This is a genomic window from Amycolatopsis pretoriensis (assembly GCF_900107925.1).
Taxonomy (GTDB): Bacteria; Actinomycetota; Actinomycetes; order Mycobacteriales; family Pseudonocardiaceae; genus Amycolatopsis; species Amycolatopsis pretoriensis.
This window is the reverse complement of record NZ_FNUJ01000007.1, coordinates 1-25,186: the sequence shown is the minus strand read 5'-3', so window position 1 is coordinate 25,186 and position 25,186 is coordinate 1. Positions and strand designations below refer to the sequence as shown.

Here is a 25,186-nt window from a genome sequence, read left to right as displayed (position 1 = left end):
CGCCTTATAATCGAAAACCGTGCGAAGTCATCTTAACACCCAGGCCCCCCTGGCCCACGAGGTTTTGGGAGCGGTCCTTCAAGTGCGCTCGGACACACTCCGGGTGCTGCTGTGGCGCCGCGCGCTCGACCCGCACCTCGGCCGCTGGTCGCTGCCGGGCGGGCGGCTGCGGCTCGACGAGGACGTCGAGACGTCGGTCCGACGCCAGCTCAAGGAGAAGGTCGACGTCCGGCAGCTGAAGCACGTCGAGCAGCTCGCGGTGTTCAGCGACCCGCACCGGGTGCCCGGTCCGCGCGTGGTGGCGACGGCGTTCCTGGCACTGGTCCCGTCGGACGTCGACCCCGAAGTACCCGAGGACACCGAGTGGCACGACGTCGCGAAGCTGCCGCGCACGGCGTTCGACCACGAGGCGATCGTGCTGCGCGCCCGCGACCGGCTGCGCTCGAAGCTCTCCTACACCAACCTCGGGTTCGCGCTGGCGCCCGACCAATTCACGATTTCCGCGTTGCGAGGGCTGTATTCGGCGGCGCTGGGCTATCGCGTTTCGGCGACGAACCTCCAGCGCGTCCTCTCTCGGCGCGGCTTGCTGGTTCCCACTGGTCACACGGCCCCGCCGGGCCGCGCGGGCGGGCGTCCGGCAGCCCTGTTCTCCTTCGCCGGCAAGGGCATGCAGATCACCGATCCGTTTGCGGTGTTCAAGCCGCCGAACCGGTGACCATCCTGCGCGGGAAGCCTTCTCCCCTTACCGTGGAGCCGTGACCGAGCCGGAACCGGAAAGCGACGCGACGACGACCTTGCTGCCGTTGTTCCCGTTGCAGACCGTTCTGCTCCCGGGGGCCAAGCTGCCGCTGCACATCTTCGAGCCGCGGTACCGCCAGCTGACGGCGGACCTCGTCAGCGGCACGGTGCCCGGGCGCGAGTTCGGCGTGGTGGCCCTGCGCTCGTCGCTGACCCGCGAGGTGCGTGGTCTGGACCAGCTGTACGAGATCGGCTGCAGCACGGTGCTGCGCGAGGCGAAACGCCTGCCGGACGGCCGGTTCGACGTCGTGTCGCAGGCCCGGCGCCGCTTCCGCCTGACGAACCTCGACTGCGTCTCGGCGCCCTACCTGATCGCGACGGTGGAGTGGGTCGACGACGACCCGGTGGCCCCCGCCGGCGACATGGCCGAGCGCCTCGCGGTGGTCGCCCGGACGGCGCACCGGCGTTACTGCGAGACGGCGTGGCGCAGCGACGACTGGCAGCCGCCGGAGGCGGACACGGAACTGGCCGACCTGGCCTACCGGCTGGCGGCGGACTGCCTGCTGCCCCTGGAAGACCGTCAGCGGCTGCTGGAGGAACGCCACCCCCTGCGCCGGCTGCGGATCGCGTGCCGCCTGCTGACGCGGGAGGCGGGGTTCCTGGACACCCTCGGCGCGGTGCCGCTGCCGCCGGGCGAGCTCACCGATCTCAGCCGCCCGGCCAGCCTGAACTGAGTCAGTCCGCGGACCCGTTGCCGTTGCCGAACTTGCTCCACACCTTGCCCGCGGTGCTGGAAACCGCTTCGCCGACGTCGCTGAACGCCTTCGTCAGCGGGTCCGTGGACGAGTTCCACGACTCCTTGTACGACTTCGCGGCCGACTTGAGGTCGTCCTTCCAGTCGGACGTCGGCGCGTCGTCGTCGCGGCGCGGGTAGTCGCCGGCCAGGATCGCGCGGTACTCCTCCGACGCCGCCCACTTCTGCAGCTGGGCCGCGCGGACCACCGCGAACGGGTGCGACTCCGTCTCGACGAACCTGAGCTTGAGGAAGCTGTCGCGGACGTCTTCGACCGACTCGTACTCACTCGCCTGCCGCAGGAACGACGGGATGTCGATGCGGGCCGGGTCGATGCCGCCCGCGACCTGGATCTGGGCGCGCAGCGCGGCCGTCGGGTCCTGGCCGCAGAGCAGGCCGGCGCGGTCGCACGACAGCTCGGCCTTGCGGAACCACTCGCGCAGCGCCGCGATGACCGCCCGGATGCCGAGCGCGCTCACCGGCGTCCAGGACAGCGACATCTGCAGCATGACCAGGCGCACCATGATCGTGCGGTAGACCGCGTGGCCGGACAGCACGTGCCCCATCTCGTGCCCGAGCACGAACCGCAGCGACTCGTGGCTCATCAGGTCGACGAGCCCGGTGCTGACCCGGATGAACGGCTCGTCCATGCCGACGGTCTCCGCGACGACGCGCGGGTCCTGGTAGACGAACAGGTTCGGCACGGAAGGCAGGTCGAGCGTCTCGGCGCACTCGTGGCGCAGGCGGTCGAGCTCCGGGTACTGCTTCGGCCCGACGCGGATCGACGAGGCCAGCGCCATCAGCCGCTCGCCGCGCTCGCTGTAGAAGCCGGAGATGGCCTTGACGACCTGCGCGAACCCGGGCACGGTCCGCAGCGTGGCGAGCGCGCCGCGGTCCACGGGGTGCTCGTAGGCGCGCGGGCTGATCCCCGGGAAGCGGACGACGTGGTGGCGCGAAACCTCGATGTCTTCGGTCACTGCTGGAACCCCCTGTGGTCGAGGGGGCACAGCCTAGGGGACGGCGTTCACCCGTTCGTGGAGGACTAGCCGAGCCTCCGGCCCAGGTCGTCACGGCCGTTCCAGGTGACGAGCAGGCTGTAGGAGATGGTCACCCCGAGCGGGCCGGTGAGCAGCACCCACCACGACTCCAGGCGCGGCGCGAGTTCGACGACCGAGCCGAGCGCGGGGGCGCTGGCGATCGTGTAGTGGCTGTTCGCCCAGCCGACGCCGAGCAGCATCGCCAGCGCGGACGCGAGGGCGACCCCGAGCACGGCGGCGACGAGCACGACCGGGCCACGGCGTTCGCGCAGCAGCCAGCTGACGATGCCGACGACGATCCCCAGCCCGAGCGTCATCAGGCCGAAGACGGCGAGGTCGTCGAAGCGGTGCCAGCTTTCGAGTTCGAGGGGGCTCTGGGTGCCGTCTGCGGCGACGATGCGGACGCGTTCGGGCGGCGCGAGGCGGGACCAGGCGAAGGCGAGCGGGAAGCTCAGCAGGCTGAGGGTGCCGAGCACGCTCACGGCGGGCAGCAGGTCGGCCTTGACGACCACGCGCGGCCGCCGTTCCCGGACCAGCACGGGCACCGACCACGGACCGGCCACGGCCGACGGCCGGTGCGCGGGTCCCGACGACTCACTCACCCGGACTCCCTCCTGCTGCGTGCGACTGAGGGTAACCGGTCGGTGCGAAGCGGGCGTCAGCCACCGGCCGTGTCGCCGTGCCGGCTGCAGCGGGCCGTCCAGCCGAGCGGGCTCACCTGGACGACCAGCCGCCGGGCGCAGAACGTGCAGTACCGCGGCGGCTCGAGCGCCGTGCGGGGGTTGTGGCACGCCGGGTGGTCCGCCCCACCCGGCGCCTCCTGTCCACAGTAGACGCAGAAAGCGGGTGCGTCAGAGGCTGTCACTGAGCGCCTTGATGGGCATCTTGAGCTCGTCCAGCATCTCCAGGTCCGCGCTGGCCGGGCGGCCCAGGTTCGTCAGGTAGTTGCCGACGATGATCGCGTTGATGCCGCCGAGCATGCCCTGCTCCGCGCCGAGGTCGCCGAGCGTCAGCTCGCGCCCGCCCGCGAAGCGCAGCATCGTGCGCGGCATCGCGAGCCGGAACGCCGCGACCGTCCGCAGGGCGTCCTTGCCCTCGACGATTTCGTAGTTCTCGTACGGCGTTCCCGGCTGCGGGATGAGGAAGTTCATCGGCACCTCGTGCGGGCTCAGCTCGGCCAGCTGCACCGCGAACTCCGCGCGCTGCTCGACCGTCTCCCCCATGCCGATGATGCCGCCGCAGCAGACCTCCATGCCCGCCTTCGCGACCATCCGGAGGGTGTCCGCGCGCTCTTCCCACGTGTGGGTGGTGACGACGGCCGGGAAGTGCGAACGCGCCGTCTCGAGGTTGTGGTTGTAGCGGTGCACGCCCATCTCGACGAGCTCGTCGACCTGCTCCTGCGTGAGCATGCCGAGGGAGCAGGCGATCTGGATGTCGTTGCCGTCCTCGCGGATCGCCTTCACGCCCTCGCGGACCTGCGAGAGCAGCCGCTTGTCCGGGCCGCGGACGGCGGCGACGATGCAGAACTCCGTCGCGCCGGTCTCGGCGGTCTGCCGGGCGGCCTTGACCAGGTTCGGGATGTCGAGCCACGCCGAGCGCACCGGCGTCGGGAAGCGGCCGGACTGCGAGCAGAAGTGGCAGTCCTCCGGGCAGCCGCCGGTCTTGAGGCTGATGATGCCCTCGACCTCGACCTCGGGCCCGCACCAGCGCATCCGGACGTCGTGGGCGAGCGCGAGCAGGTCGGGCAGCCGGTCGTCGGGCAGCCGCAGCACCTCGAGGACTTCGGCTTCGCCCAGGCCGACGCCGTTTTCGAGGACGTGCTCGCGCGCGTAGGCGAGGACATCGGTGTCCGGGACTGCGGTCACGGCGGCTCCTTGGTCGTGGTGGAAGCGTCCCTCATCGTGCACGAAGGCACGCCGGGACGACAGCGACGCAGGTCACTTCCCGGCGGAAGCGCATCCCGCGAAAAGCTCGGGGTCGAATTCGCCGCCGAACCACGGCGAGAGCCCGGCCCGCGCGGCGGACAGGAACTCCTCGGGCGAGGCGTCCCCGAGCCCGGCGGGCAGCGCGCCGAGCAGCGGCGCCCCGGCGGCGACCGGCAGGTCTTCGAGGTTGGACAGCGCGGCGAGGTCCGGTTCGGCGGGCCAAGACCCGATGATGACGCCGGCGACGGTCAGCCCCCGTTTGGTGGCGACCTCGGCGGTGAGCGCGGTGGCGTTGAGCGTCCCGAGCCCGGCCTCGGCGACGATGATCACGAGCGACCCGAGCGACCAGGCGACGTCGGCGAGGCTGGAGCCGGCCTTGTCGAAGCGGACCAGCAGGCCCCCGGCACCTTCGATGAGGGTGAGGTCGTGCCCGGTGTCGAGGTCGGACGCGGCCCGCGCGATCTCCCCGGGATCGAGGGTCGGCAGGCCACTGCGCCGCGCGGCGGCTTCGGGCGAGAGGGGGTCGGGGTAGCGCCGCAGCTCGCGGGTGGTGACGTCCCGGCCGGCGAGGCGCCGGACATCGGCGAGATCCCCGGGCTCATCGGGCAGGACGCCGGTCTGGGCGGGTTTGAGGACGGCGACGCGCTGCCCGCCGGCCACCGCCAGGGCGGCGATGGCCGCCGTGGTGATCGTCTTGCCGACCCCGGTCCCGGTCCCCGTCATCACCAGCATGGTCACGGACCATCAACTTAGTGACCCGGGGGTGGGGCGTGCACCGCGGGCACCGGAACCGAAGCGGCGACACCGAAAGACACCCAGGTCAGCGCCGGTTTCCGGGCCGCGGGTGCCGCGAATGACCCATTCGGGACGTCGGAGGTCCCGAATGGGTCATTCGCGACCTCGCCGGCCGGGACCAGCCGCCCGGGACCAGCCAGCCGGGCCCGGGCCGCCCGGATCAAGCCCTCGGCACCACCACCGAGCCCGCCGGCCGGAACGTCCGCTCCGCCGAATCGAACAGGTACACCTGCGCCGTCCCGACCGCGAAGTACATCCCGGTCAGCTGGACCTTCCCCGCCGCCTCCGCGGCCGCCACCGACGGGTACTCCCGCAGGTGCTCCAGCTGCTGCAGCACGTTGTGCAACGCCAGCCGATCGCCCTCGCGGTCCGGCACCCCACCGTCCAAAGTGGCCGATCCCGTCCGGTGCGCGCTCGGTTCCGCGTGCCGCAGCCACACCGACAGCGGTCCCGGGGGCGGTCCCTCGGCCAGCGCCGCCATCGCGCCGCAGCCGGAATGGCCGCACACCACGATCTCCTCGACCCCCAGCACGCCGACCGCGTACTCGATCGACGCGTTCATCGACGGGTCCGCCTGCCCCGGTGGCACCAGGTTGCCGATGTTGCGGATCGTGAACAGGTCGCCCGGGCCGCTGGTCGTGATCAGGTTCGGCACGATCCGGGAGTCGCCGCAGGTGATGAACAGGGTGCGGGGGCGCTGGCCGTCCGCCAGGCCCGACAGCGTGTCGCGCAGCAGCGGGGCCGCGCGGCGGTGGAACTCCGTCGCGCCGCGGCGGGTCTGCTGGGCCGGGATCCCTTCCACCGCTTGCCATTCCGACCACGGTGCCAGCCAGCGCGGCACCGCCCGGCTCGCGGCCAGCCGGGACCGTGTCGGCCGCCCGGCCTTGCCTTCGCCGAACCACGGGTGGCCGACCTCGTCGACGTCGACCGTGCCGCCGGCGCGCTCGTGCGCCTCCTGCCAGGTGTGCAGGCTCTCGAACGCCGCGTGGTCGAGGTAGTCGACGACCAGCTCCAGCCGCACCGGCACCCCGGCCGGGATGCCGCCGAGGATCTTCGACAGCCGCGGCACCGACAGGAACGTCAGGACGCCTTCGACGACCACGCGCCACGCGTCCCCCTCGTGCTCGACGTGGATCCCCGACCACAACGTGCGCCGCAGCATCAGCACCAAAGCCAGCCCGATGCCGGCGAGCACGCCGGTGAGCAGGTCGAACACGACGACGCCGCCGAGGGTGAGCAGGTAGACGGGCAGGTCACCGTGGGCGAGGACGGTCCTCAGGTGCCCGGGATTCACGAGCTTCGCGCCGACGTGCACCAGCAGCCCGGCCAGCGCGGCCAGGGGGATGCTCTGGATCAGCCCGGCGAGCAGGACCACGAACAGCAGCACCCACACGCCGTGCAGCACCGCGGACACGCGGGTCGTCGCGCCGGCCGCCACGTTGGTGGAGCTGCGGACGATGACGCCGGTGACCGGCAGCCCACCCAGCGCGCCGGAGACCATGTTGGCCGCGCCCTGGCCGACGAGCTCGCGGTCCAGGTTGGCGCGCGGGCCGGTGTGCAGGCGGTCGACCGCGACCGCCGAGAGGAGGCTTTCGACGCTGGCGATCAGCGCGATGGTGACGACGGCGAGCGCGAAGCCGCCCCAGCCGCCGTCCGGCAGCTGGGGGACGAGGTGGATGTTCAGCAGGTCACCGGGCAGCTCGACGCGCGGCAGGGTCATCCCGGTGACGACGGACAGGACGGTGGCGACGGCGATCGCCGCGAGCGGCCCTGGCACGCGCCGTACAGCCTTCGGCAGCCGCGGCCAGACGAGCAGGATCGAGATGGTGAGCAGGCCGATGAGCGCGGCGGAGTCGTGGTGGGCGATGATCTGGCCGGGCAGCTCGGCGATGTTCTCGACCGCGGAGCTCTGGGCTTTGCCGCCGAGGATGACGTGCAGCTGGCCGAGCACGATCGTGACGCCGATGCCGGCCAGCATGCCGTGCACGATGGCCGGCGAGATGGCCAAGGCGGCGCGCGCGATGCGGCTCAGCCCCAGCAGGATCTGGAGCGCTCCGGCGGCGACGGTGATCGCGCAGGTGACGACCCAGCCGAACGTCTGGATGGTTTCGGCCATGACGACGGTCAGGCCGGCGGCGGGCCCGCTCACCTGGAGCGCGGAGCCGCCGAGCGCGCCGGCGACGATGCCGCCGACGACGGCGGCCACCAGCCCAGCGGCGACCGGCGCGCCCGAAGCGAGGGCGATGCCGAGGGACAGGGGTACTGCGACGAGGAAGACGACCAGTGAGGCCGGCAGGTCGTGGCGGAGCACGGCGAGGGGTCTCATGATCACCATGCAACCGGAAATCGTGTGAAATGTCCGCTATGCACCACTCGATCGGGTGAACAACTGGCCATATTTAGCCTGAATGACACAAATCGGACAGGTCGTTAACGCGCCGTTCACAAGATCATTTCTGTCGGATGACAGTTGAATCTCGTACTACACAAGGGTTTGCGGGGACCGCTCCCGCTTTCGGAAGCGGCCCCCGGGCGCTCAGTGCTCCAGCGCGCCCGCCGGAACGAACCCGCGGGCCGCATCGTCCAAAAGGGACACTTGCGCGGCACCGACGTCGAAGTACATCCCCGTCAGCCGCAGCCCGCCCCTCTCCAGCGCCGCCGCGACCACCGGGTAGCCGCGCAGGGTTTCCAGCTGCTGCACCACGTTCTGCAGCGCGAGCTGGTCGGCCTCGGCGGCCGGCCGCTCGCCGCCGAGCAGCAGCGGGGCTTCGCGCGAACGCCGCCGCACCGTCGCCTCGCCGTGCCGCAGCCAGCTGCCGAGCTGGACCAGGCCGTCCGGCGCCTGCCCGAGCAGCGCCTTCATCGCGCCGCACCCGGAATGCCCGCACACCACGATCTCCGCGACGCCCAGCACCCCGACGGCGTACTCGATCGCCGCGCCGACCGACGAGTCGTCGCCGTCGGCCGGCGGCACGAGGTTGCCGATGTTCCGCACGGTGAACAGGTCACCCGGCCCGCTGGTCGTGATCAGGTTCGGCACGATCCGCGCGTCGCCGCAGGTGATGAACAGCGTGTGCGGCTGCTGCCCGTTCGCCAGCCCGCTCCACGTGTCGCGCAGCAGCGGCGCGGTCCGGCGCTGGAACTCCGAAGCCCCGCGGCACAACAGGGAACTGGCCGTGCGCTGGGCCGGCAGCACGACGTGCTCGGCCTGCCACTGCGACCACGGCGCGAGCCACCGCGGGACGACGCGCGCGGCGACGCTGCGGCGCACGGTCGGCGCGCCCGACGTGCCGCGCTCGAACCACGGGTGCCCGATCTCGTCGACCGTCACCGGCCCGGCGTGCGCCTGCTGCCAGCCGCGCAGGCAGTCGAACGCGGCGTGGTCGAGGTAGTCGACGAGCAGCTCCAGCCGCACTTCGGCGTGCGACGGGACGTCGGCGAGCACCCGGGTCAGCCGCGGCACGGACAGGAACGTCAGCGCGCCTTCGATGACGACGCGGTGGCGGTCGCCGTCTTTTTCGACGTGAATCCCGGAGAAGATCATCCGCCGCAGCATCATCGCGAGCGCCAGCAGGATCCCCGCGGCGACACCGGTGAGCAGGTTGACCGCGACCGCGCCGGCCAGCGTGACGACGTACACCGGCAGGTCGCCGTGGCGGCGGACTTCCTTGAGCCCGTTGAGGTTCACCAGTTTCGTCCCGACGTACACCAGCAACGCGGCCAGCGCGGCCAGCGGGATCAGGCGCAGCACGCCGGTCAGCAGCAGGCAGGCGGCGAGGATCCAGGCGCAGTGCAGGATCGCCGACGCGCGGGTGCGCGCGCCCGCCTCGTAGTTGGTCATGCTGCGCACGATGACGCCGGTGACCGGGAACCCGCCGAGCGCGCCGGCGGCGACGTTCGCCGCGCCCTGCCCGACGAGCTCGCGGTCGAGGTCGGTGCGCGGGCCGCCGCGCAGCTTGTCGACCGACACCGCGGACAGCAGGCTCTCCAGGCCGGCGATCAGCGCGATGGTGACGGCGGCGACCGCGAAGCCGGCCCAGCCGCCGTCCGGCAGCCGCGGGACGACGTTCAGCGCGGGCAGCCCGGCCGGGAGGTCGACGCGCGGCAGGGACATGCCGCTCACGACGGAGAGTCCCGTGGCCAAAGCGACCGCGGCCAGCGGTGCCGGCACGCGGCGGACGGCCTTCGGCAGCCGGGGCCAGGCCAGCAGCACCCCGAGGGTCACGACGCCGATCAGCACGGCCTGGTCGTGGTGCGCGGCGATCCGCCCCGGCAGCGCGAGGACGTTGGCCAGTGCGGAACCCTGGGCCGTGCCGCCGAGCACGACGTGCAGCTGGCCGAGCACGAGCGTGACGCCGATGCCGGCGAGCAACCCGTGCACGATGGCCGGCGACACGGCGAGCGCGGCGCGGGCCAGGCGCGTCAGGCCGAAGAGGATCTGGAGCAGGCCCGCGGCGACGGTGATCGCGCAGGTGACGGCCCAGCCGTGGGTGGCGATCGTGTCGGCCAGCACCACGGTGAGGGCGGCGGACGGGCCGCTGACCTGCAGCGGCGATCCACCGAAGAGGCTCGCGACCAGCCCGCCGACGACGGCGGAGATCAGGCCCGAGAGCAGCGGCGCCCCGGCGGCGAAGGCCACGCCGAGGGACAGGGGGACGGCGACGAGGAAGACGACTACCGAAGCGAGGACGTCGTGTTTGAGGTTCTCCAGGAACCGCGGGGTCTTCGGGGGGCCGGTGTCGTGTTCTCCGCGAACGATCTCGATCATGGGGGCAGGATCGCCGAAACCACGCGAAAAGTCCGCTACGCAAGCATTTCTCGCGTTTTCGCCGGTACGGACCGGCTCGGTTCGCCGGACCGTTCAGGCGAAAACACCGCGGCAACCTCCGCCGATCGCGTGGTGTGGATCTTGCTCCGGCACTCAGCGCGACGATGAGGGACCTTCGGGTCTGGCTGTGCCCGTGGTCACACCCGATGTGCTGAATTCACGCCTTTTCCGCGACCGCGAGCATCGCGCGGGTGATCACGGCGAGGTCGTCTTCAGTCGAAACGTACGGCGGCATCGCGTAGACGAGGTCCCGGAACGGCCGCAGCCAGGCACCGTGCTCGGTGACGACTTCGGTGGCCACGGCCATGTCGACGGGGTGGTCGAGCTGCAGCACGCCGATCCCGCCGAGCACCCGCACGTCGGCCACCGAGCCGAGGTCCCGCGCCGGCGCGAGGCCGTCGAGCAGGCCCTTCTCGAGCCGGCTGACGTCGTGGCGCCACGCGTCGCCGGCGAGCAGGCCGAGCGAGGCGTTCGCGACGGCCGAGGCCAGCGGGTTGCCCATGAACGTCGGCCCGTGCGCGAGGACCGGCAGCGTGCCGCGGGAGATGCCCGCGGCGACCTCGGGCGTGCACAGCGTCGCCGCCATGCTCAGGTAGCCGCCGGTCAGCGCCTTGCCGACGCAGAGCACGTCCGGCGTCACGCCCGCGTGCTCGGCGGCGAAGAGCGCGCCGGTGCGGCCGAAGCCGGTCGCGATCTCGTCGAAGATCAGCAGGACGTCGTGCGCCTCGGTCAGTTCCCGCAGCGCGCGCAGGTAAGCCGGGCTGTGGAACCGCATCCCGCCCGCGCCCTGCACGACCGGTTCGACGATGACCGCGGCCAGTTCCCCGGCGTGCGCGCCGATCGCGTCGGCGAGCGTGTCCACATAGGACTGGTCCGGCGGCGCGTCGAAGCCGGCCGGCGGCGCGGGCACGAAGACCTGCTCGGGCAGGACGCCGCGCCACAGCGAGTGCATGCCGCCGTCGGGGTCGCAGACGCTCATCGGCGTGAACGTGTCGCCGTGGTAGCCGCCGCGCCAGGTCAGCAGCTTCCGCTTCTCCGGCAGCCCGCGCGAACGCTGGTACTGCAGGCACATCTTCGCGGCGACCTCGACCGACACCGAGCCGGAGTCGCAGAGGAAGACGTGCTCGAGCCCTTCGGGCGTGCGGTCGACGAGGGACTTCGCGAGGGTGATCGCGGGCTCGTGCGTCAGGCCGCCGAACATGACGTGGCTCATCCGGCCGGCCTGGGCGGCGAGCGCGGCGTCGAGCACGGGGTGCCGGTAGCCGTGGATGGCCGACCACCACGACGACATCCCGTCGACGAGCTCGCGGCCGTCGGCGAGCTTCAGCCGCACCCCGCTCGCCTCGGCGACCAGCAGCGAGGGCACCTTCGCCGGCATCGGCGCGTAGGGGTGCCACACGTGCTGGGCGTCGAGGGCGAGGAGGTCGGCGGGGTCCATCCGCCGACCCTAACCTCCTCAGGCCGGGTGCCTCGTGAACACCCAGCCGTTGCCGTTCAGGGGCGCGGCGACGACGTAGACCGGAGACGGACCGTCGAGCACCCACGGGCCGCGCACCGACAGCTCGTAGCGCCCCGCGGGACCGGTGAAGGTGAGCGTCCCGTCCGCGCCCGTCGTCGCGGTGAGCACCCGATGCGTGTCGACGTCGGTCGCCTTGACCACCTGGCCGGCCAGGCCGTCACCGGCCTCGGTGACGATCCGGCCGGTGCTCGTGCCGGTCCGCCCGGTCACCTTCGCGGTGTCCCGGCCCACGGGCGCGCCGGCGTAGGCCTTCTCGTTGCCGAAGTCGCAGTACTGCTCGAGGAACCCCCAGCTCCCCGAGACGTCGCGAACCGTGCCGGGCACCCGGAACACGCGGGTCTCCCCCGGCCGGATCGTGGCTCCGGCACCGAAGTAGTCCAGTTCGCCCCAGCCGGCCGAGGTGATGGCGAGGTCGCGGCCGTAGCCGACGCCGTCACAGGAGCCGTAGAGGCCGGAGACGACCCGCGAGCCGGTGTTGACCAGCTTCACCGTCATGACCGCGGGGTCGCCCGCGTGGTAGCTCTCCTTGTCCAGCGAGAGCTTCGCGCGCAGGGTCTCGGACAACGGACGCACCGCCCGCAGCGGCACGTCGACGACGGGCACCGTCCCGTCGAGCCGGACCGTCCCCGATCCGCCGAGCGTCAGCCAGCCGCCGGGCGCGTCGGAGGTGTACAGGCTGTACTCCCCCGGCGCGAGGTCCGGGAACGAGAACCGGCCGTCGGGCCCGGTCGTCGCGGTCTCGCGCACGCCGTAGCCGTACAGCTGGACGTGCGCCCCGGCGAGCCCTTCTCCCGGGTCGGCGACACCGTCCTGGTCGGCGTCGCCGAAGACCTGACCGCCGATCGCGCTGCTGCCTTCGGCGACCGGGATGGTCACGTCGGCCACGGCCAGAGGCGGTGTCACGCCGTCTATGACATCCACCGACAACCGCAGCTTCGCCGGGCCGGCCGAAGGGTGACCGATGCTCCCGGTGATTGCGTACTCCCGCGATTCGCCCGGCGCGAAGTCCGCGCCCCCCGAGCTGCCGAGATCGCCCCACCCCGACTCGACGAAGAACGACGTGCCGTCGACCACCCCGGCGAAACCGTGGGCGCGGTAGACGGTCGTGTCGCCGACGTTGGTGATCGTGTACTTGACGGTCACGTGATCGCCGGGCAGGTACAGCCCGTCCTCGACCACCGCCGTACCCCGCAGGTCGTACCCGGCCGCGGCGGCCGGAACCGCCCAGCCGACGACCGCCACGAGCACGGCGAGCGCCATTGCGAAAAATCTGGCCTTCAAGGTGACTCCCCTTCACCTTCGGCCCGCACCTCCCGCGCGGGCTTCGGCGCTTTCACGCGCGAAGGGGCCTTGCGGCCTATGCCGGGTGACGCACGTCACAAGCGAACGGGCAGCGCCTCCAATCCGTGCACCAGCGAGCTGTACCGGTAGACCAGGTCGCTCTCCTTCGCGTCCAGCGCGAGGTCCGGGAACCGCGCCAGCAAACCAGCCAGGGCGATCTCGGCCTCCAGGCGGGCCAGCGGCGCGCCGACGCAGTAGTGGATGCCGTGGCCGAACGCCAGGTGGCCGCCCGCGGCGCGCGTGACGTCGAGGCGGTCCGGCTCCGGGAACCGCTCGCCGTCGCGGTTCGCGCCCAGCAGGGAGATCAGCACGAACTCGCCCTGCGGGATGGTCAGTTCGCCCACTTCGACCGGCGCGGCGGTGAACCGCAGCGTGGCCAGGTGGATCGGGCCGTCGAAGCGGAGGAACTCCTCGACCGCGCCCGGCATCAGGGACGGGTCGGCGCGCAGCAGCGCCAGCTGCTCCGGCTCGCGCAGCAGCGCCAGGACGCTGTTCGCGATCAGGTTGACCGTGGTCTCGTGCCCGGCGACCAGCAGCAGGAACGCCATCGAGATGAGCTCGTCGCCGGACAGCGAGTCGCCGTCGTCGCTCGCGTGCACCAGGTCCGACAGCAGGTCTTCGGCCGGCTCGGCGCGCTTCTGCTCGACCAGGCCGGTGAGGTAGGCGTGCATGCTCTGCGCCGCGTGCTGCGCGTCCTCCGGCGACGACGCGCTCAGCAGCGTCTTCGACCAGGCGGCGAACTCCGTGCGGTCCTCCGGGGCGACGCCCAGCAGCTCGCAGATGACGGTGATCGGCAGGGGCGCGGCGAACGACGGGAGCAGGTCGGCCCGCTCCTGGCCGGCCAGCGCGTCGAGCAGCTCGGTGGTGATCTCCTCGATCCGCGGCCGCAGCCGGGCGACCGTGCGGCCGGTGAACGCCTTGTTCACCAGCTTGCGCAGCCGCGAGTGGTCCGGCGGGTCGGTGTTGAGCATGTGCCGCCCGAGCGCTTCGCCGAAGCCGCCCTGGTTGGTCGCCCCGGCCGGGAACTTGGCCTCGAACAGCTCGTACGCGCGCCGGTTGTCCTTGTGCAGCCGGGAATCCGCCAGCAGGGCCCGCGCCTGCGCGAAGTCCGTCACGACGTAGCAGTCCAGGCCGCGCGGCATCCGCACGCGGCGCACCGGCCCGCCGGCGCGCAGCATCTCCGCGAACAGGTGCGCGTCCTGCGCGAAGTCCTCGGCCACTTCCACGGTCGTCATTCCGCCCCCTGGGTCCGCCTCAGCGCTCGGCGAGTGCCGCCACCACGCGCTCGGTCACGTCCTGCCAGTATGCCCGCTGTTCTTCGCGTTCCTCCGCGCCCGAAAGCCATTCCTGGTGGAACCGCAGCGTGGTCTTGGTGCCCGTCGCGCCGCTCAGCCGCACCTGGACCGTCGAGTCGTGGTCCCAGTCGCCCGGGCGCCAGGTCAGCCGCACCCGGTCGTTCTCGACGTAGCCGCGGATCTCCCCGACCGTGCCGTTCGCCGTCTCGTACTCCGCCCCCGGCTCCCGCGGCAGGTCGACGCCCGGGCCCAGCCAGATCTCGACGCCTTCCCGGCTCACCAGGAAGTCCCAGATCGTTTCGGCCGGGTACGGCAAGACGCGCGAAACGCCGATGTTCCACCCCACATCGGCGGTCTTCCCCACTGAAGAAGTCATGCCGCCATCCTCCCACCGGGGTACGACAAAACCGGTCCCCGGTACGGGTGCAGGATCGTCAACCGTGCGCTACCGCCCCATTTCCCCCGCCGTCCTGGCCGAAGAACTGACCGACCGCGTCGACACGCTCACCGGCCGCCGGCGGATCGCCGTCGCCGTCGACGGCGCGGCGGGTGCGACGGAAACCACCGAACTCGCCGACGCCCTGGTCGACCTCCTGCGGCTGCGCGGCCGCGCGGCCCTGCGCGTGTCCGCGCGCGACTTCCTGCGGCCGGCGTCGCTGCGCTTCGAGCACGGCCGCACCGACCCCGACGCCCGCTACACCGACTGGCTCGACGTGGGCGCCCTGCGCCGGGAGGTCCTCGACCCGCTGGGCGAGAACGGCTCGGGCGAGGTCCTGCCGTCGCTGTGGGACGCCGAACGCGACCGCGCGACCCGTGCCGCGCGCGTGCCGGTGCCCGAGGGCGGGGTCGTGCTCGTCGACGGCGAACTGCTGCTCGGCGCCGGCCTGGCCTTCGACCTGGCCGTGCACCTGTGGCTCTCCCCGGCGGCCCTGCGCCGCCGCGTGCCGGACGCCTGGGCGGTGCCCACGTACGAGCGGTACGAGGAGGAGGTGGACCCGAGCGCGCTGGCCGACGTCGTCGTGCGCGTCGACGACCCGCGGCACCCCGCGCTCTACACGCCTTAGCGGACGACGGCCACCGGGTCGCCGTCCAGCAGCCCGGCCAGCCGCCCGGCCATGGTGTCCCAGCGCCAGTTCTCCGTCACCCAGGCCCGCCCGGCCTCGCCCATCCGCCGCGCGCGCACCGGGTCGGCCAGCAGGCTGGCCACGGTCTCGGCGAGCTGGTCGACGTCCCGGCCTTCGACGACGTGCCCGGTGACCTCGTCGAGCACCGCTTCGGGCGCGCCGCCGGAGTTGCCCGCGACCACCGGCAGGCCGGTCGCCGAGGCTTCCAGGTAGACGATGCCCAGCCCCTCGACGTCGAGGCCCTTGCCGCGGGTGCGGGCCGGCATGGCGAAGACGTCGCCCGCGGCGTAGTGCGCCGGCAGCTCCGCCCACGGCACGGACCCGGTGAGCACGACGTCGCGCTCGAGGCCGAGTTCGGTGACCAGCCCGGTCAGCGCCTTGCGGTACGGGCCGCCGCCGACGATCAGCAGGGCGGCGTCCGGGACGCGGTCACGGATCTTCGGGAGCGCGCGGATCAGCTGGTCCTGGCCCTTGCGCGGGACGAGCCGCGACACGCACACGACGGTCGGGCGGTCGGAAAGGCCGTGGCGGGCCCGGATTTCGGCGCGCCCGCCCGCGTCCGGTTTGTACAGCTCGGTGTCCACTCCGGACGGCAGCAGCTCCAGCCCGGCCAGCGCGCCGAACGCGGCGGCGAACCGGCCGCGGGTGTAGCGGCTGACGTAGGTGACGACGTCCACGGTGTCGCCGATGCGCCGCAACGCCTGCCGGCTCCCGGGGAGCATGGACCAGCCGACCTCGTGGCCGTGCGTGGACGCCACGATCCGCCGCGCGCCGGACTGTCGCAGGGAGTGCCCCAGCAGCGCGAGCGGTGCGGCAGCGCCGAACCAGACGGCTTCGCAGTCCCTCGCGCGCATGATCTGCTTCGCGCGGCGAAGGACGTCCGGCGTCGGCAGCATCAGCGACGTCGGGTGCCGGACGACCTCGAACGGCGCCTCGGCGTCGAACTCCTCGTGCGACCCGGTCCGCGACTCCCACGAAGGCGCGTAGACGACCAGGTCGTCCGACGGCAGCCGGGTGGCGAGGGAGTTCAGGTAGTTCTGGATCCCCCCGGGCCGCGGCGGGAAGTCGTTGGTCACGAGGAGGGTCTTGAGCACGCTTCAGAGGCTAGCGGCCCTCAGACACGGCGAAGGGGCGGCACCGCGTGTGCGGTACCGCCCCTTCGTGTGCTCGGGTCAGGACGTCGGGCGCCGGGCGCCCGCGTACTGGCTCTGCAGCGGCGAGATCTTCACCACGTCGCCCGTGTCGGGCGCGTGGACCATCTTGCCGTCACCGATGTACATGCCGACGTGCGAAACGGGCGAGTAGTAGAACACGAGGTCGCCCGGCTGGAGCTGGTCCCGCGGCACCGCGGCGCCGAAGGTGGACTGCTCGCGGCTCGACCGGGGCAGCGTGATGCCCGCCTGCTTGTAGGCCCACAGCATCAGGCCCGAGCAGTCGAACGAGCTCGGCCCGGTGTCGCCCCAGCCGTACGGGCGGCCGAGCTTGCTCAGCGCCGCGTCCAGCGCGGTCTGGGCGGCCGCGGTGGGGGCCTTGAGCCCGGTCGGCGAGCCGCCGGTGTCCTTCTGCTGGGCCTTGTCGAGCGCGCTCAGGCTCTTGTTGGCCGCCTTGAGCTGCTCGATCTGGTCGTTCAGCGTCTTCTGCTTGGCCTTGATGTCGTCGGTCAGCTTGGCCGCGGCGTCCCGGGCGTCGGTCGCGCGCTTGGCGGCGTCCGAGGCCTTGTTCGTGGCGTCGGTGGCCTGCTGGACGGCACCGCTGAGGTTGCCCATCGCGCCGTTCTTCTCGGTCGCGATGACCTCGAGGGCGGAGGAGCGGTCCAGGAAGTCCTGAGTGGACGTGCCGGCCAGCAGCGCGGACAGCTTGTTCAGCTGGACACCGCTGGTGAACGACGCGCCGGCGAACTTGTCGACCTCGGTCTGGTACTTCTTCTGGTTCCCGGCCGCCACGGCGGCCTGGTCCTTCGCCGCGGTGACGTCGCCGGTGGCCTTGTCGAGCTCGCCCTGCTTGGCCTTCAGGTCGTCCTGGGCCTTGAGCAGGTCTTCGTTGAGCTTTTCGGCCTGGGCCGCGAGGTCGCGGTACTGGGCGAGGGCGTCCGAACCGGTGGGCGGGGCCTGGAGGACGGGGACTGGGGCGGCGGTGGCCGTCGGCTGGGCGAGGGTGACGAGGGTGATCACCGAAGCCGCTGCGAGGGCACCTGAAACCACGCGCCTAACTGGATGCGACTGCACGGTCGCGCGGGTCTCCTTTGCGTCTCGGCCGCCGTGGGGACCGGGGCGCGAAGAGGTCGGGGGTTCCTCTTCGCCGCTGTCCCGCACCGCGCGCGAGCCGTCTTCTTCCGCAACAGCTGCGACCGCGGTGGTGGTTCCGGTTCCCAGCTTCCCGACAAAGCTGCGTCCGGCGGCGATCCCGTGTCGCCGCCCTTATCGACGGCCAGGGGCCACGAGATCTCGGACAGGTTACGAAAAGACCGCCTGCTCGTCCACCACCTCTTCGGCAAAAACTCTCCGTAGCGCCCCGAAACCCGATCGGACCTGGGCGGGAGAAAACCTGTGATGGGCGTTACACGCTGGGGTTTCTCCGCGGGCATTTCGGTCACCGACCGTTCATCGGACCCGATCGACCACTCGGCGCGCCGACACGAAACGGGCCTGTCAGGCGCTCCACCGTTCCTCGACGAGCCGCAGCCGCGGCACCATCCCGGCGTCCGCGAGAGCGTCGATGGCCCGCCGTTCATCGGCGTCCCAGACGACCGCGGGCGGCGCGCCGAGCAGGACGCTCACGACGCAGTCGTGGCAGGAAATCCCGCGCACGACGCAGCGGTCGCAGTCGACGACGACGGTGTTCTCGATGTCGGAAACCGAAATGTGCGAGACGTCCACTTCGGACAGCTCGGGGGTGTCGTGCACGGGATCCTCCTCACGTCGGAACTGACTTGGGGAGGACGGTAGGCGCCACCACCGACAATTTCGGGGGATCAGACCCTCGACAGGCGGCTGACCAGCACCGCGGACGGCGTCGGGTGGGCCCCGCCGCCGCGCACGGAGTCCGCGACCGCCCGGTCGGACGTCGCCACCACCATCGGCCGGCCCGCGGGTTCGGCCGCCACGATGTTGCGGATCACGTCGTCGGCCAGGACCCCGCGGTCGGAGAACAGCACCCGGACCCCGCGCGGCACCGACGCCGGGACCGACAGCACGCCCGCGCCGTCGAACACCACCGTCACCTCGGCCGACGTGCGCGCCGCCAGGGCGGACAGCTGGTGGATCAGCCGGTCGCGCTGGTCGGCCAGCGCCAGTTCGGGGTAACCGGTCTTCGTGACGTTGTAGCCGTCGACGATCAGGTGCACGTTCGGCAGCGCCAGGTAGCGGTCCAACGTGGACACGTCGGCGATCTTGCCGCCCTGGCCGGTGCCGGTGCTGGCGCCGCGGACCATGTCGGCCGGCCGGGCGCCGCGCGCGCCGAGGGCCAGCTCGCGGCGCAACCCCGTGACCGCGCCGTCGATCGTGTCGATGAGCAGCGCCAGCCGCACTTCGTCGGCTTCGCGGGCTTCGCGCGCGGACTGGCGGGCGATGTCGGCGTCCGCGGCCGCGCGTTCGGCCCGCGCGCGTTCGTTGGCGACGCGCTGGCGTTCGCGTTCGAGCTGGGCGTTGAGGGCGGCGACTTCTTCCGCGCGGGCGCCGGCTCCGCGCTGGGCGTCCGCCGATGCCGTTTCGGCCGCGTCCTTGGCCTGGCGAAGCTGGACACCTTGCTCGCGAAGGCGCTTCAAGAGCTTCTCGACTTCGCCCTCGCGCTCGCCACGCGCGTTCTCGGCGGCGCTCTTGGCTTCGGCGAGCTCGACCCGCAACTGCGCGAGTTCGGCTTCGAGGCGCTGATTGCGGGCCAGCGCGGCGTCGCGTTCGGCGCGCAGGGCGTTTTCCTCGGCGTTCTTCGCGACGAGCCGGACACGTCCGGCCGCACCGGACTCCCCCAGCAACACGGCGGCGGCCGCCGCGGCGACCGAATCGGCCGCGTTGGGGTCGAGCGCGTCGGTGCGGTGCTCGCGCAGCCACTCGATGACGGCGGTGCGGAACTGCGCCGACTCCCCGAGCGCGGTGAGCAGCGCGGCGCCACCCAGTTTCGCCCGCTTGGCCGGGGCGAACTTCGCGACCGGCCGCAGCTGGCGGGGCACGTCCGTGGCGGGCAGCTTGGCGACGGCGGCGGCCGAGAGCTCGGCGATCCGGTCGCGCACCGGCTCCGGCAGCGCGGGCCAGGTGGCCGGCTCGGGCCGTTCGACGGCCTCCTCGACCTGCTCCGGAGCCTGCTCCGGGCGCGACGCGACACCCGACGGACCGGCGGGGTCCTCGGGCGGCTCCGGCACGAGCGGCTGCGGGTGCATTGGTCCAGGGTAGGCCCCGCCCCCGCATCGTGCCCCGCGCGGCACACGGACCGGGCACGACCCGAAACTGTCGGTGCCTGCCCTTACTCTTCCGCACATGCGTTCGATCCAGGCCCAGCTCGCGTTCGACGAGCTCGGAACCCCCTTGCGGGACACGACTTTCGTGGTGTTCGACCTCGAGACGACCGGCGCGGCCCCCGGCCCGTCGGGCATCACGGAGATCGGCGCGGTGAAGGTGCGCGGCGGCGAGGTGCTGGGCGAGTTCGGGACGCTGGTCAACCCGGGGATGGTGATCCCGCCGCAGATCGTCTCGCTGACGGGCATCACCCAGGCGATGGTCTACAACGCGCCGCCGATCGAGGAGGTGCTGCCGGCGTTCCTCGAGTTCATCGGCGGTTCGGTGCTGGTGGCGCACAACTCGGGGTTCGACACGTCCCACATGCGGGCGGCGTGCGAAGGACACGGTTATGTATGGCCGAAGCTGACGGTCGTCTGCACGGTCCGCCTGGCGCGGCGGGTCGTCCCCCGCGACGAGGTCGGCCGGTACAACCTGACGGCGCTGGCGTTGCTGTTCGGCGCCCGGACGCGGCCGACGCACCGGGCGCTCGACGACGCCCGCGCGACCGTCGACGTGCTGCACGGGCTGCTGGAGCGCGTCGGCAACCTGGGCGTCCATTCGCTCGAGGAGCTGATGGGGTACCTGCCCGAGGTCACGGTGGCGCAGCGCGCGAAGCGGCACCTGGCGGCGGACCTGCCGTCGGCACCGGGCGTCTACCTCTTCAGGGGGCCGAAGGAGGAGGTCCTGTACGTCGGCACGGCGAAGGACCTCCGGCGGCGCGTGCGGACGTACTTCACGGGTTCGGAGGGGCGCAGCCGGATCCGCGAGATGGTCGGGCTGGCCGAGCGCGTGGACCACGTCGTGTGCGCGCACGCGCTCGAGGCGGAGGTGCGCGAGCTGCGGCTGATCGCGGCGCACAAGCCGGCGTACAACCGGCGGTCGAAGAACCGGCACCAGGGCTGGTGGATCGGCCTGACGGAGGAGGCGTTCCCGCGGCTGTCGGTGGTCCGCCTGCCGCGGCCGGGGGTGCTGGGCCCGTTCCGCAACCAGGCGGACGCCCGCGCGACGGCGGACACCCTGGCGGGGGCATCGGGACTGCGCACGTGCACCCAGCGGATCTCGCCGCGGACCGCGAACGGGACACCGTGCGTGCTGGCGGAGCTGGGGAGGTGCGGAGCGCCGTGCGCGGGCCGGCAGAGCGTGGAGGCGTACGTGCCGGCGGTGGAGTCGGCATCGGGCCTGATCGCGGGCCTGGACGGCGGCGCGTTGCACGTGGCGGCGGCCCAGGTGGAGCGCTTGGCGGAGGGGCAGCACTACGAGCAGGCGGCCCGCCACCGCGACGAGCTGGCGGGGCTGATCCGAGCGTTGGGGCGAGCGCACCGCCAGACGGCACTGGCCTCGATAGCGGAGCTGATCGCGGCGAGCCCAGACGGAGCGGGCGGCTGGGAACTGTCGGTGATCCGCTACGGCCGCCTGGCTTCGGCGGGGGTGGCACGGCGCGGGGTGCCACCGATGCCGGTGGTGGAGGCGCTGGTGGCCTCGGCGGAGACGGTGCTGCCGGACCCGGGCCCGTTGAACGGAGCACCACCGGAGGAGGTGGGGGTGCTGTTGAGGTGGCTGGCCCGGCCGGGGGTCCGGTTGGTCCGAACGACGAGACCATGGGCGGAACCGGCGGCGGTGGCCGGGTGGCGGGGATGGCTGGACCTGGTGTCGAGCGCGCACTCGCTGGAGCACGTGGGGTGAGAAGCCGGGTGCGGGGTCGGGGGCAGGGAGGGCTGGGGCCGGGAGTCTGGCCGGGGCCGGAGGCGCGGGGAGCCGGAGGGCCGGGGGCGGGGAGCCGCAGAGCCAGGGGGCCGGAAGGCCGGGGCGGGGAGCCACAGAGCCAGGGGCCAGAGGGCCGGAAGCGGCGACCCACAAAGCCAGGGGCCGGAAAGCCGGAAGCGGCGACCCGCAGAGCCGGGGCCAGAGGGCCGAAGGCTGCGGGCGGGGAGCCGGACGAGAGACGGCTGAAGGCGGGCGTCAGAGGGCCAGAAGTTTGTGAGGCAAGGCCAAAAACCGCAAGCCGGAAGCGCAACGGAGGATCATCGAGACCAGACCTCCCCGCAACCCCGATCCGAAGCCCGAACACGGCCGGCGGTGCCGGGTCAAGGCACGCTTTCCCGCCTTGACGCGGTACCGCCGGCCGTAGTCACAATCGGGCATCGGGGTGGCGAGAACCCACCAGACCGCACCGCACCCCAGCGGCAAACTCAAACCACCGAGCGGTCCAAAGCATCCAGCAACCACGTGTGCGCAACCCCCATCGGCTCCCCCGAAACCTCCCCCGCCAACCGCCAATACCGCCGCAGCCGCACATCCCGGTCCGGAGCCGTCCGCACGTTCAACGCCCGCCGGAACTCCGGCGTATCCCCCGCCCCCCACGCCGCCGCGTGCGCAGCCACAAACCGGTCCAGCGCCTCCCCCGGCGCCGGCGAGGTCCCCGGCGAAACCAGCGCGCACGCCGCCCCCACCGCAGCGTGCAGCTCCCCCAGATCCGCCACCCGCGAATGCCCCGCCAGCGTGCTCGCCCGCACGTGCGCCGCCAAAGTGCGGTCCGCCGCCAGCACCACCAGCGACGCGTACGCCACCACCTGCCCCGTCGACGGCCGCTCCGGCGGCCGAGGCGCGCTGATGTCCAGGAACATCCGAGCCGTCTCCCCCGGGATAGGGCCCGTCGTCATCGGGTGCCACAAGCGGACCAGCGTCTCGTGCGCCGCGAACCCGTCCTGCACCGCCGTCAACAGCTCCAGCCGGGCCGCCCGGTCGGCCGGCGACGCCTCCTCCACCGCGCGCAGCACCGAACGCCGCCACGCCAGCGTCGCCACCTCGCGGTCCAGAGCCACGCGCTCGGCGGCCACGGCCTCGTCCAGCGACCGCGCCCCGGTCACCACCTCCGTGATCGACCGCAGCCCCAGCCCCAGCGCACGCAGGCGGCGGACCAGCGTCAGGCGCTCGACCGTCCCGGTGTCGAACCGCCGGTGGCCGCCGACGCTGCGGGCGGGCTCCAGCAGCCCCTCGTCGCAGTAGAAGCGGATCGTGCGGACCGGCACCCCGGTCCGCCGCGCCAGGTCGCCGATCCCGAGTGTGTCTTCGGTCACCTTCGGTCGAACCTCCAGCCGGGTGGAATTCCTACGGTACGGCCCATGGACACCACCAGGCTCGCCGAGGCGCTGCTCGACCGCACCGCCGCCTTCGCCACCACCGTCACCGGTGCCGACCCCGCCACCCGCGTCCCCACCTGCCCGGACTGGCCGCTGCGGGTGCTCGTCGGCCACATCGGCCAGGCCCACCGCTGGTCCGCCGGCATCGTCCGGTCGGGCCCGTCGCCGGTTCCCGACCCCCACGACGCCGACGCGCCCGAGAACTGGGCCGACTGGCTCCGCCAAGGCGCCGAAGACCTCGCCAAGACGGTCCTCGACGCGGGCGAGACGCCGGTGTGGACCTTCTTCGGCGAGCAGCACGCGAGGTTCTGGCTCCGCCGGATGCTCAACGACACCACCGTCCACCACGCCGACGCCGCGCTGGCCACCGGCACCGCCTTCGAAGTGGTCCCCGACCTGGCCGAAGACGTGATCACCGAGTGGCTGGAGATGCTCGCGAACCCCATCACGGCCGGCCTCAAACCGGACTTCGCCCAGCTGCACGGCACCGGCCAGACGCTCCGGCTGACCGACGGCGACCGGACCTGGCGCATCACCCGCGAACCCGACGGCATCACCTGGACCCGCGACGGCGCCGACGCCGACGTCACGCTGGCCGGGCCGGTCCGGGACCTGCTGCTCGTCCTCACCCGGCGCCGGCCCCTGGACGACGTCACGCTGACCGGTGACCGGGCCCTGGCCGAACACTGGCTGGCGCACACCGCGGCCTAGGATCGCGGGCGAACCCGACGACGAGCCTTGGAGGACCCCAGGTGATCACCGCGATCGTGTTGATCCAGGTAGAGGCGGAAGCTATCCCGGACGCGGCGCAGGCGATCGCCGACATCGACGGCGTCGGCGAGGTCTACTCGTGCGCCGGGGACGTCGACCTCATCGCCACCGTCAAGGTGTCCGCGCACGAGGAGCTGGCCGACCTGATCCCGGGCCGGATCGGGAAGGTGCCGGGCGTGCTGGACACCGTCACGCACATCGCGTTCCGGTCGTACTCGCGCGCCGACACCGAGCAGGCCTTCGCCATCGGCGCCGAGGATTGAGCGAGCTCCCGGAGGAGCTGGCCGCCGCCCTCGCCGCTGCCCCGGACGCCGAGGCCGCGTTCGAGGCCCTGCCCCCGTCACACCGGCGCGAGTACGTCCAGTGGGTGGCCGAGGCCAAGAAGCCCGCGACGCGCCTCTCGAGGGCGGAGAAGGCCGTACAGCGCCTGCGCGACCACTCCTGAAACGACCGAAGGCCACCTCCCGCGGGAGGTGGCCTTCGTCGTGTGCGGAACTCAGTGCTCCGAGCGCTTGGCGCTCTCGATGCTCTCGAACTCGCCCGGCTCGCCCTGGGTGACCGAGTGGCCGTTGCCGTGCCCGTTGCCGTGGGCCCGCTGCAGCGCGGCGGTCTCCTCGGCCGGGTCCGGCGACCAGAACGTGCCCGGGACGGCCGCACCGGCCGAGCCCAGCTTGTTCATCTTCTTCGGCACCGAAGCGCCCTGGTACTCGAGCGGGATCGCGTGGCCGTGGCTGTCGACGCCGGCCAGCGGCTGGTGGATCTCGATGAACTCACCGTGCGGCAGCCGCTTGATGATGCCCGTCTCGACGCCGTGCTCCAGCACCTCGCGGTCGGCCCGCTGCAGGCCCAGGCAAAGCCGGTAGGTCAGGTAGTACGCCACCGGCGGCACGAGCAGCACGCCGATGCGGCCCGCCCACGTCGTCGCGTTCAGCGAGATGTCGAACTGGTCGGCGAGGATGTCGTTGAAGCCCGACAGCTCGATCACCATGAAGAAGCCCAGCGCCATCGCGCCCAGCGCCGTGCGGACCGGTGCGTCCCGCGGCCGCTGGAGCAGGTTGTGGTGGGCGGTGTCCTTGGACAGCTTCCGCTCGAGGAACGGGTAGGCCAGCAACAGGCCGATCAGGACCGGCATGCCGATCGCGCCGGGGAAGAACACCGCCGGGATCGTGTAGTTCCCGAGGTAGACCTCCCAGGCGGGCCAGATCCGGAGCATGCCGTCCGCCCAGGCCATGTACCAGTCGGGCTGCGAGCCCGCCGACACCTGCGCCGGGTTGTACGGGCCGAAGTTCCACACGGGGTTGATCTGGAACAGCCCCGACATCAGCGCCAGCACCCCGATGACCAGGGTGAAGAACGCCCCGCCCTTCAACGCGAAGTACGGCATGATCCG

Annotated in this window: 24 protein-coding genes; 7 read left to right on the top strand and 17 right to left on the bottom strand. The window is 72.4% G+C overall.

Annotation, left to right across the window (positions count from 1 at the left end):
• The first annotated feature begins 82 nt into the window (after positions 1-82).
• Positions 83-715 (top strand): NUDIX hydrolase, encoded by a 633-nt coding sequence (locus BLV96_RS29825; protein WP_086685008.1) that lies wholly within the window; start codon positions 83-85, stop codon positions 713-715.
• A 40-nt stretch (positions 716-755) separates the two neighbouring features.
• A complete protein-coding gene (locus tag BLV96_RS29820) occupies positions 756-1,472 on the top strand; it encodes an LON peptidase substrate-binding domain-containing protein (protein WP_086685005.1) in 717 nt (238 codons plus the stop codon).
• Between the two features lies 1 nt (position 1,473).
• Here the strand turns inward: BLV96_RS29820 and BLV96_RS29815 are convergent, their stop codons facing one another.
• From BLV96_RS29815 to BLV96_RS29765, 11 genes are all read right to left on the bottom strand, one after another.
• Positions 1,474-2,508, bottom strand: a complete 1,035-nt coding sequence (locus BLV96_RS29815; protein ID WP_091389679.1) for a M48 family metallopeptidase — start codon at positions 2,506-2,508, stop codon at positions 1,474-1,476.
• 65 nt (positions 2,509-2,573) lie between these two features.
• Positions 2,574-3,170: a DUF2567 domain-containing protein gene (locus tag BLV96_RS29810; protein WP_086681315.1), complete on the bottom strand. Its 597-nt coding sequence runs from the start codon at positions 3,168-3,170 to the stop codon at positions 2,574-2,576.
• Positions 3,171-3,226: 56 nt separating this feature from the next.
• Positions 3,227-3,433: a biotin synthase auxiliary protein BsaP gene (bsaP, locus tag BLV96_RS29805; RefSeq protein WP_086681317.1), complete on the bottom strand. Its 207-nt coding sequence runs from the start codon at positions 3,431-3,433 to the stop codon at positions 3,227-3,229.
• A complete protein-coding gene (gene bioB, locus BLV96_RS29800; protein WP_086681319.1) occupies positions 3,420-4,433 on the bottom strand; it encodes a biotin synthase BioB in 1,014 nt (337 codons plus the stop codon). Before bioB ends, bsaP begins: the two co-directional genes overlap by 14 nt.
• Before the next feature lie 72 nt (positions 4,434-4,505).
• The gene (gene bioD / locus BLV96_RS29795; RefSeq protein ID WP_208608383.1) at positions 4,506-5,225 is read right to left on the bottom strand and encodes a dethiobiotin synthase; all 720 of its coding nucleotides are present in this window, start codon (positions 5,223-5,225) and stop codon (positions 4,506-4,508) included.
• A gap of 223 nt (positions 5,226-5,448) precedes the next feature.
• Positions 5,449-7,623, bottom strand: a complete 2,175-nt coding sequence (locus BLV96_RS29790; RefSeq protein WP_086681324.1) for a SulP family inorganic anion transporter — start codon at positions 7,621-7,623, stop codon at positions 5,449-5,451.
• A gap of 201 nt (positions 7,624-7,824) precedes the next feature.
• On the bottom strand, positions 7,825-10,056 hold the full coding sequence (locus BLV96_RS29785) for a bifunctional SulP family inorganic anion transporter/carbonic anhydrase (protein WP_086681327.1): 2,232 nt from the start codon (positions 10,054-10,056) through the stop codon (positions 7,825-7,827).
• A 217-nt stretch (positions 10,057-10,273) separates the two neighbouring features.
• Positions 10,274-11,554, bottom strand: a complete 1,281-nt coding sequence (locus BLV96_RS29780; protein ID WP_086681329.1) for an adenosylmethionine--8-amino-7-oxononanoate transaminase — start codon at positions 11,552-11,554, stop codon at positions 10,274-10,276.
• An 18-nt stretch (positions 11,555-11,572) separates the two neighbouring features.
• On the bottom strand, positions 11,573-12,895 hold the full coding sequence (locus tag BLV96_RS29775) for an SdrD B-like domain-containing protein (RefSeq protein WP_086681332.1): 1,323 nt from the start codon (positions 12,893-12,895) through the stop codon (positions 11,573-11,575).
• Between the two features lie 116 nt (positions 12,896-13,011).
• Entirely contained in the window at positions 13,012-14,211 is a 1,200-nt protein-coding gene (locus BLV96_RS29770; RefSeq protein WP_086681335.1) for a cytochrome P450 family protein, read from the bottom strand.
• A gap of 19 nt (positions 14,212-14,230) precedes the next feature.
• Positions 14,231-14,647, bottom strand: a complete 417-nt coding sequence (locus tag BLV96_RS29765; protein WP_208608359.1) for an SRPBCC family protein — start codon at positions 14,645-14,647, stop codon at positions 14,231-14,233.
• Between the two features lie 64 nt (positions 14,648-14,711).
• Here BLV96_RS29765 and BLV96_RS29760 point away from each other — a divergent pair, with 64 nt between their 5' ends.
• Positions 14,712-15,335, top strand: a complete 624-nt coding sequence (locus tag BLV96_RS29760) for a nucleoside/nucleotide kinase family protein (RefSeq protein ID WP_086681341.1) — start codon at positions 14,712-14,714, stop codon at positions 15,333-15,335.
• Here BLV96_RS29760 and BLV96_RS29755 read toward each other — a convergent pair.
• The 4 genes from BLV96_RS29755 to BLV96_RS29740 all read right to left on the bottom strand — a co-directional run bounded on the left by BLV96_RS29755 (position 15,332) and on the right by BLV96_RS29740 (position 19,767).
• Complete coding sequence (locus BLV96_RS29755) at positions 15,332-16,489, bottom strand: glycosyltransferase family 4 protein (RefSeq protein ID WP_086681344.1); 1,158 nt, start codon at positions 16,487-16,489, stop codon at positions 15,332-15,334. The genes BLV96_RS29760 and BLV96_RS29755 overlap by 4 nt on opposite strands.
• 78 nt (positions 16,490-16,567) lie before the next feature.
• Positions 16,568-17,620 carry a C40 family peptidase gene (locus BLV96_RS29750; protein ID WP_167379780.1) on the bottom strand — a complete coding sequence of 351 codons (1,053 nt, stop codon included), beginning with the start codon at positions 17,618-17,620 and terminating at the stop codon, positions 16,568-16,570.
• Positions 17,621-18,043: 423 nt separating this feature from the next.
• Positions 18,044-18,298 (bottom strand): hypothetical protein, encoded by a 255-nt coding sequence (locus tag BLV96_RS29745; RefSeq protein WP_086681350.1) that lies wholly within the window; start codon positions 18,296-18,298, stop codon positions 18,044-18,046.
• 68 nt (positions 18,299-18,366) lie between these two features.
• The gene (locus BLV96_RS29740; protein WP_091389675.1) at positions 18,367-19,767 is read right to left on the bottom strand and encodes an NYN domain-containing protein; all 1,401 of its coding nucleotides are present in this window, start codon (positions 19,765-19,767) and stop codon (positions 18,367-18,369) included.
• Positions 19,768-19,864: 97 nt separating this feature from the next.
• On the opposite strand from BLV96_RS29740, the gene BLV96_RS29735 reads away from it, so the two are divergent.
• Complete coding sequence (locus tag BLV96_RS29735) at positions 19,865-21,568, top strand: DEDD exonuclease domain-containing protein (RefSeq protein ID WP_091389672.1); 1,704 nt, start codon at positions 19,865-19,867, stop codon at positions 21,566-21,568.
• Between the two features lie 506 nt (positions 21,569-22,074).
• On the opposite strand, the gene BLV96_RS51290 is transcribed toward BLV96_RS29735, so the two are convergent.
• A complete protein-coding gene (locus BLV96_RS51290; protein WP_091389669.1) occupies positions 22,075-22,962 on the bottom strand; it encodes a MerR family transcriptional regulator in 888 nt (295 codons plus the stop codon).
• 45 nt (positions 22,963-23,007) lie between these two features.
• Here BLV96_RS51290 and BLV96_RS29725 point away from each other — a divergent pair, with 45 nt between their 5' ends.
• Genes BLV96_RS29725 through BLV96_RS29715 form a run of 3 tightly spaced genes read left to right on the top strand, consistent with a single transcriptional unit; the run spans position 23,008 to position 24,241 of the window.
• On the top strand, positions 23,008-23,736 hold the full coding sequence (locus BLV96_RS29725; protein WP_086684646.1) for a maleylpyruvate isomerase family mycothiol-dependent enzyme: 729 nt from the start codon (positions 23,008-23,010) through the stop codon (positions 23,734-23,736).
• Between the two features lie 41 nt (positions 23,737-23,777).
• Positions 23,778-24,059: an Lrp/AsnC family transcriptional regulator gene (locus tag BLV96_RS29720; RefSeq protein ID WP_086684649.1), complete on the top strand. Its 282-nt coding sequence runs from the start codon at positions 23,778-23,780 to the stop codon at positions 24,057-24,059.
• Positions 24,056-24,241: a YdeI/OmpD-associated family protein gene (locus tag BLV96_RS29715; RefSeq protein WP_086684652.1), complete on the top strand. Its 186-nt coding sequence runs from the start codon at positions 24,056-24,058 to the stop codon at positions 24,239-24,241. Before BLV96_RS29720 ends, BLV96_RS29715 begins: the two co-directional genes overlap by 4 nt.
• A gap of 51 nt (positions 24,242-24,292) precedes the next feature.
• Here BLV96_RS29715 and BLV96_RS29710 read toward each other — a convergent pair.
• Positions 24,293-25,186 (bottom strand): cytochrome b family protein (locus BLV96_RS29710; RefSeq protein WP_482746377.1); only part of this gene is annotated, 894 nt, incomplete at its 5' end.

What these genes read in the sequence shown, in the direction of transcription:
- BLV96_RS29785 (WP_086681327.1), bottom strand. Translation starts at nt 10,056, where the DNA reads ATGATCGAGATCGTTCGCGGAGAACACGACACCGGCCCCCCGAAGACC.
- BLV96_RS29780 (WP_086681329.1), bottom strand. Translation starts at nt 11,554, where the DNA reads ATGGACCCCGCCGACCTCCTCGCCCTCGACGCCCAGCACGTGTGGCAC.
- BLV96_RS29770 (WP_086681335.1), bottom strand. Translation starts at nt 14,211, where the DNA reads ATGACGACCGTGGAAGTGGCCGAGGACTTCGCGCAGGACGCGCACCTG.
- bioD (WP_208608383.1), bottom strand. Translation starts at nt 5,225, where the DNA reads ATGCTGGTGATGACGGGGACCGGGACCGGGGTCGGCAAGACGATCACC.
- BLV96_RS29790 (WP_086681324.1), bottom strand. Translation starts at nt 7,623, where the DNA reads ATGGTGATCATGAGACCCCTCGCCGTGCTCCGCCACGACCTGCCGGCC.
- BLV96_RS29735 (WP_091389672.1), top strand. Translation starts at nt 19,865, where the DNA reads ATGCGTTCGATCCAGGCCCAGCTCGCGTTCGACGAGCTCGGAACCCCC.
- BLV96_RS29775 (WP_086681332.1), bottom strand. Translation starts at nt 12,895, where the DNA reads ATGGCGCTCGCCGTGCTCGTGGCGGTCGTCGGCTGGGCGGTTCCGGCC.
- BLV96_RS29725 (WP_086684646.1), top strand. Translation starts at nt 23,008, where the DNA reads ATGGACACCACCAGGCTCGCCGAGGCGCTGCTCGACCGCACCGCCGCC.
- BLV96_RS29765 (WP_208608359.1), bottom strand. Translation starts at nt 14,647, where the DNA reads ATGACTTCTTCAGTGGGGAAGACCGCCGATGTGGGGTGGAACATCGGC.
- BLV96_RS29740 (WP_091389675.1), bottom strand. Translation starts at nt 19,767, where the DNA reads ATGCACCCGCAGCCGCTCGTGCCGGAGCCGCCCGAGGACCCCGCCGGT.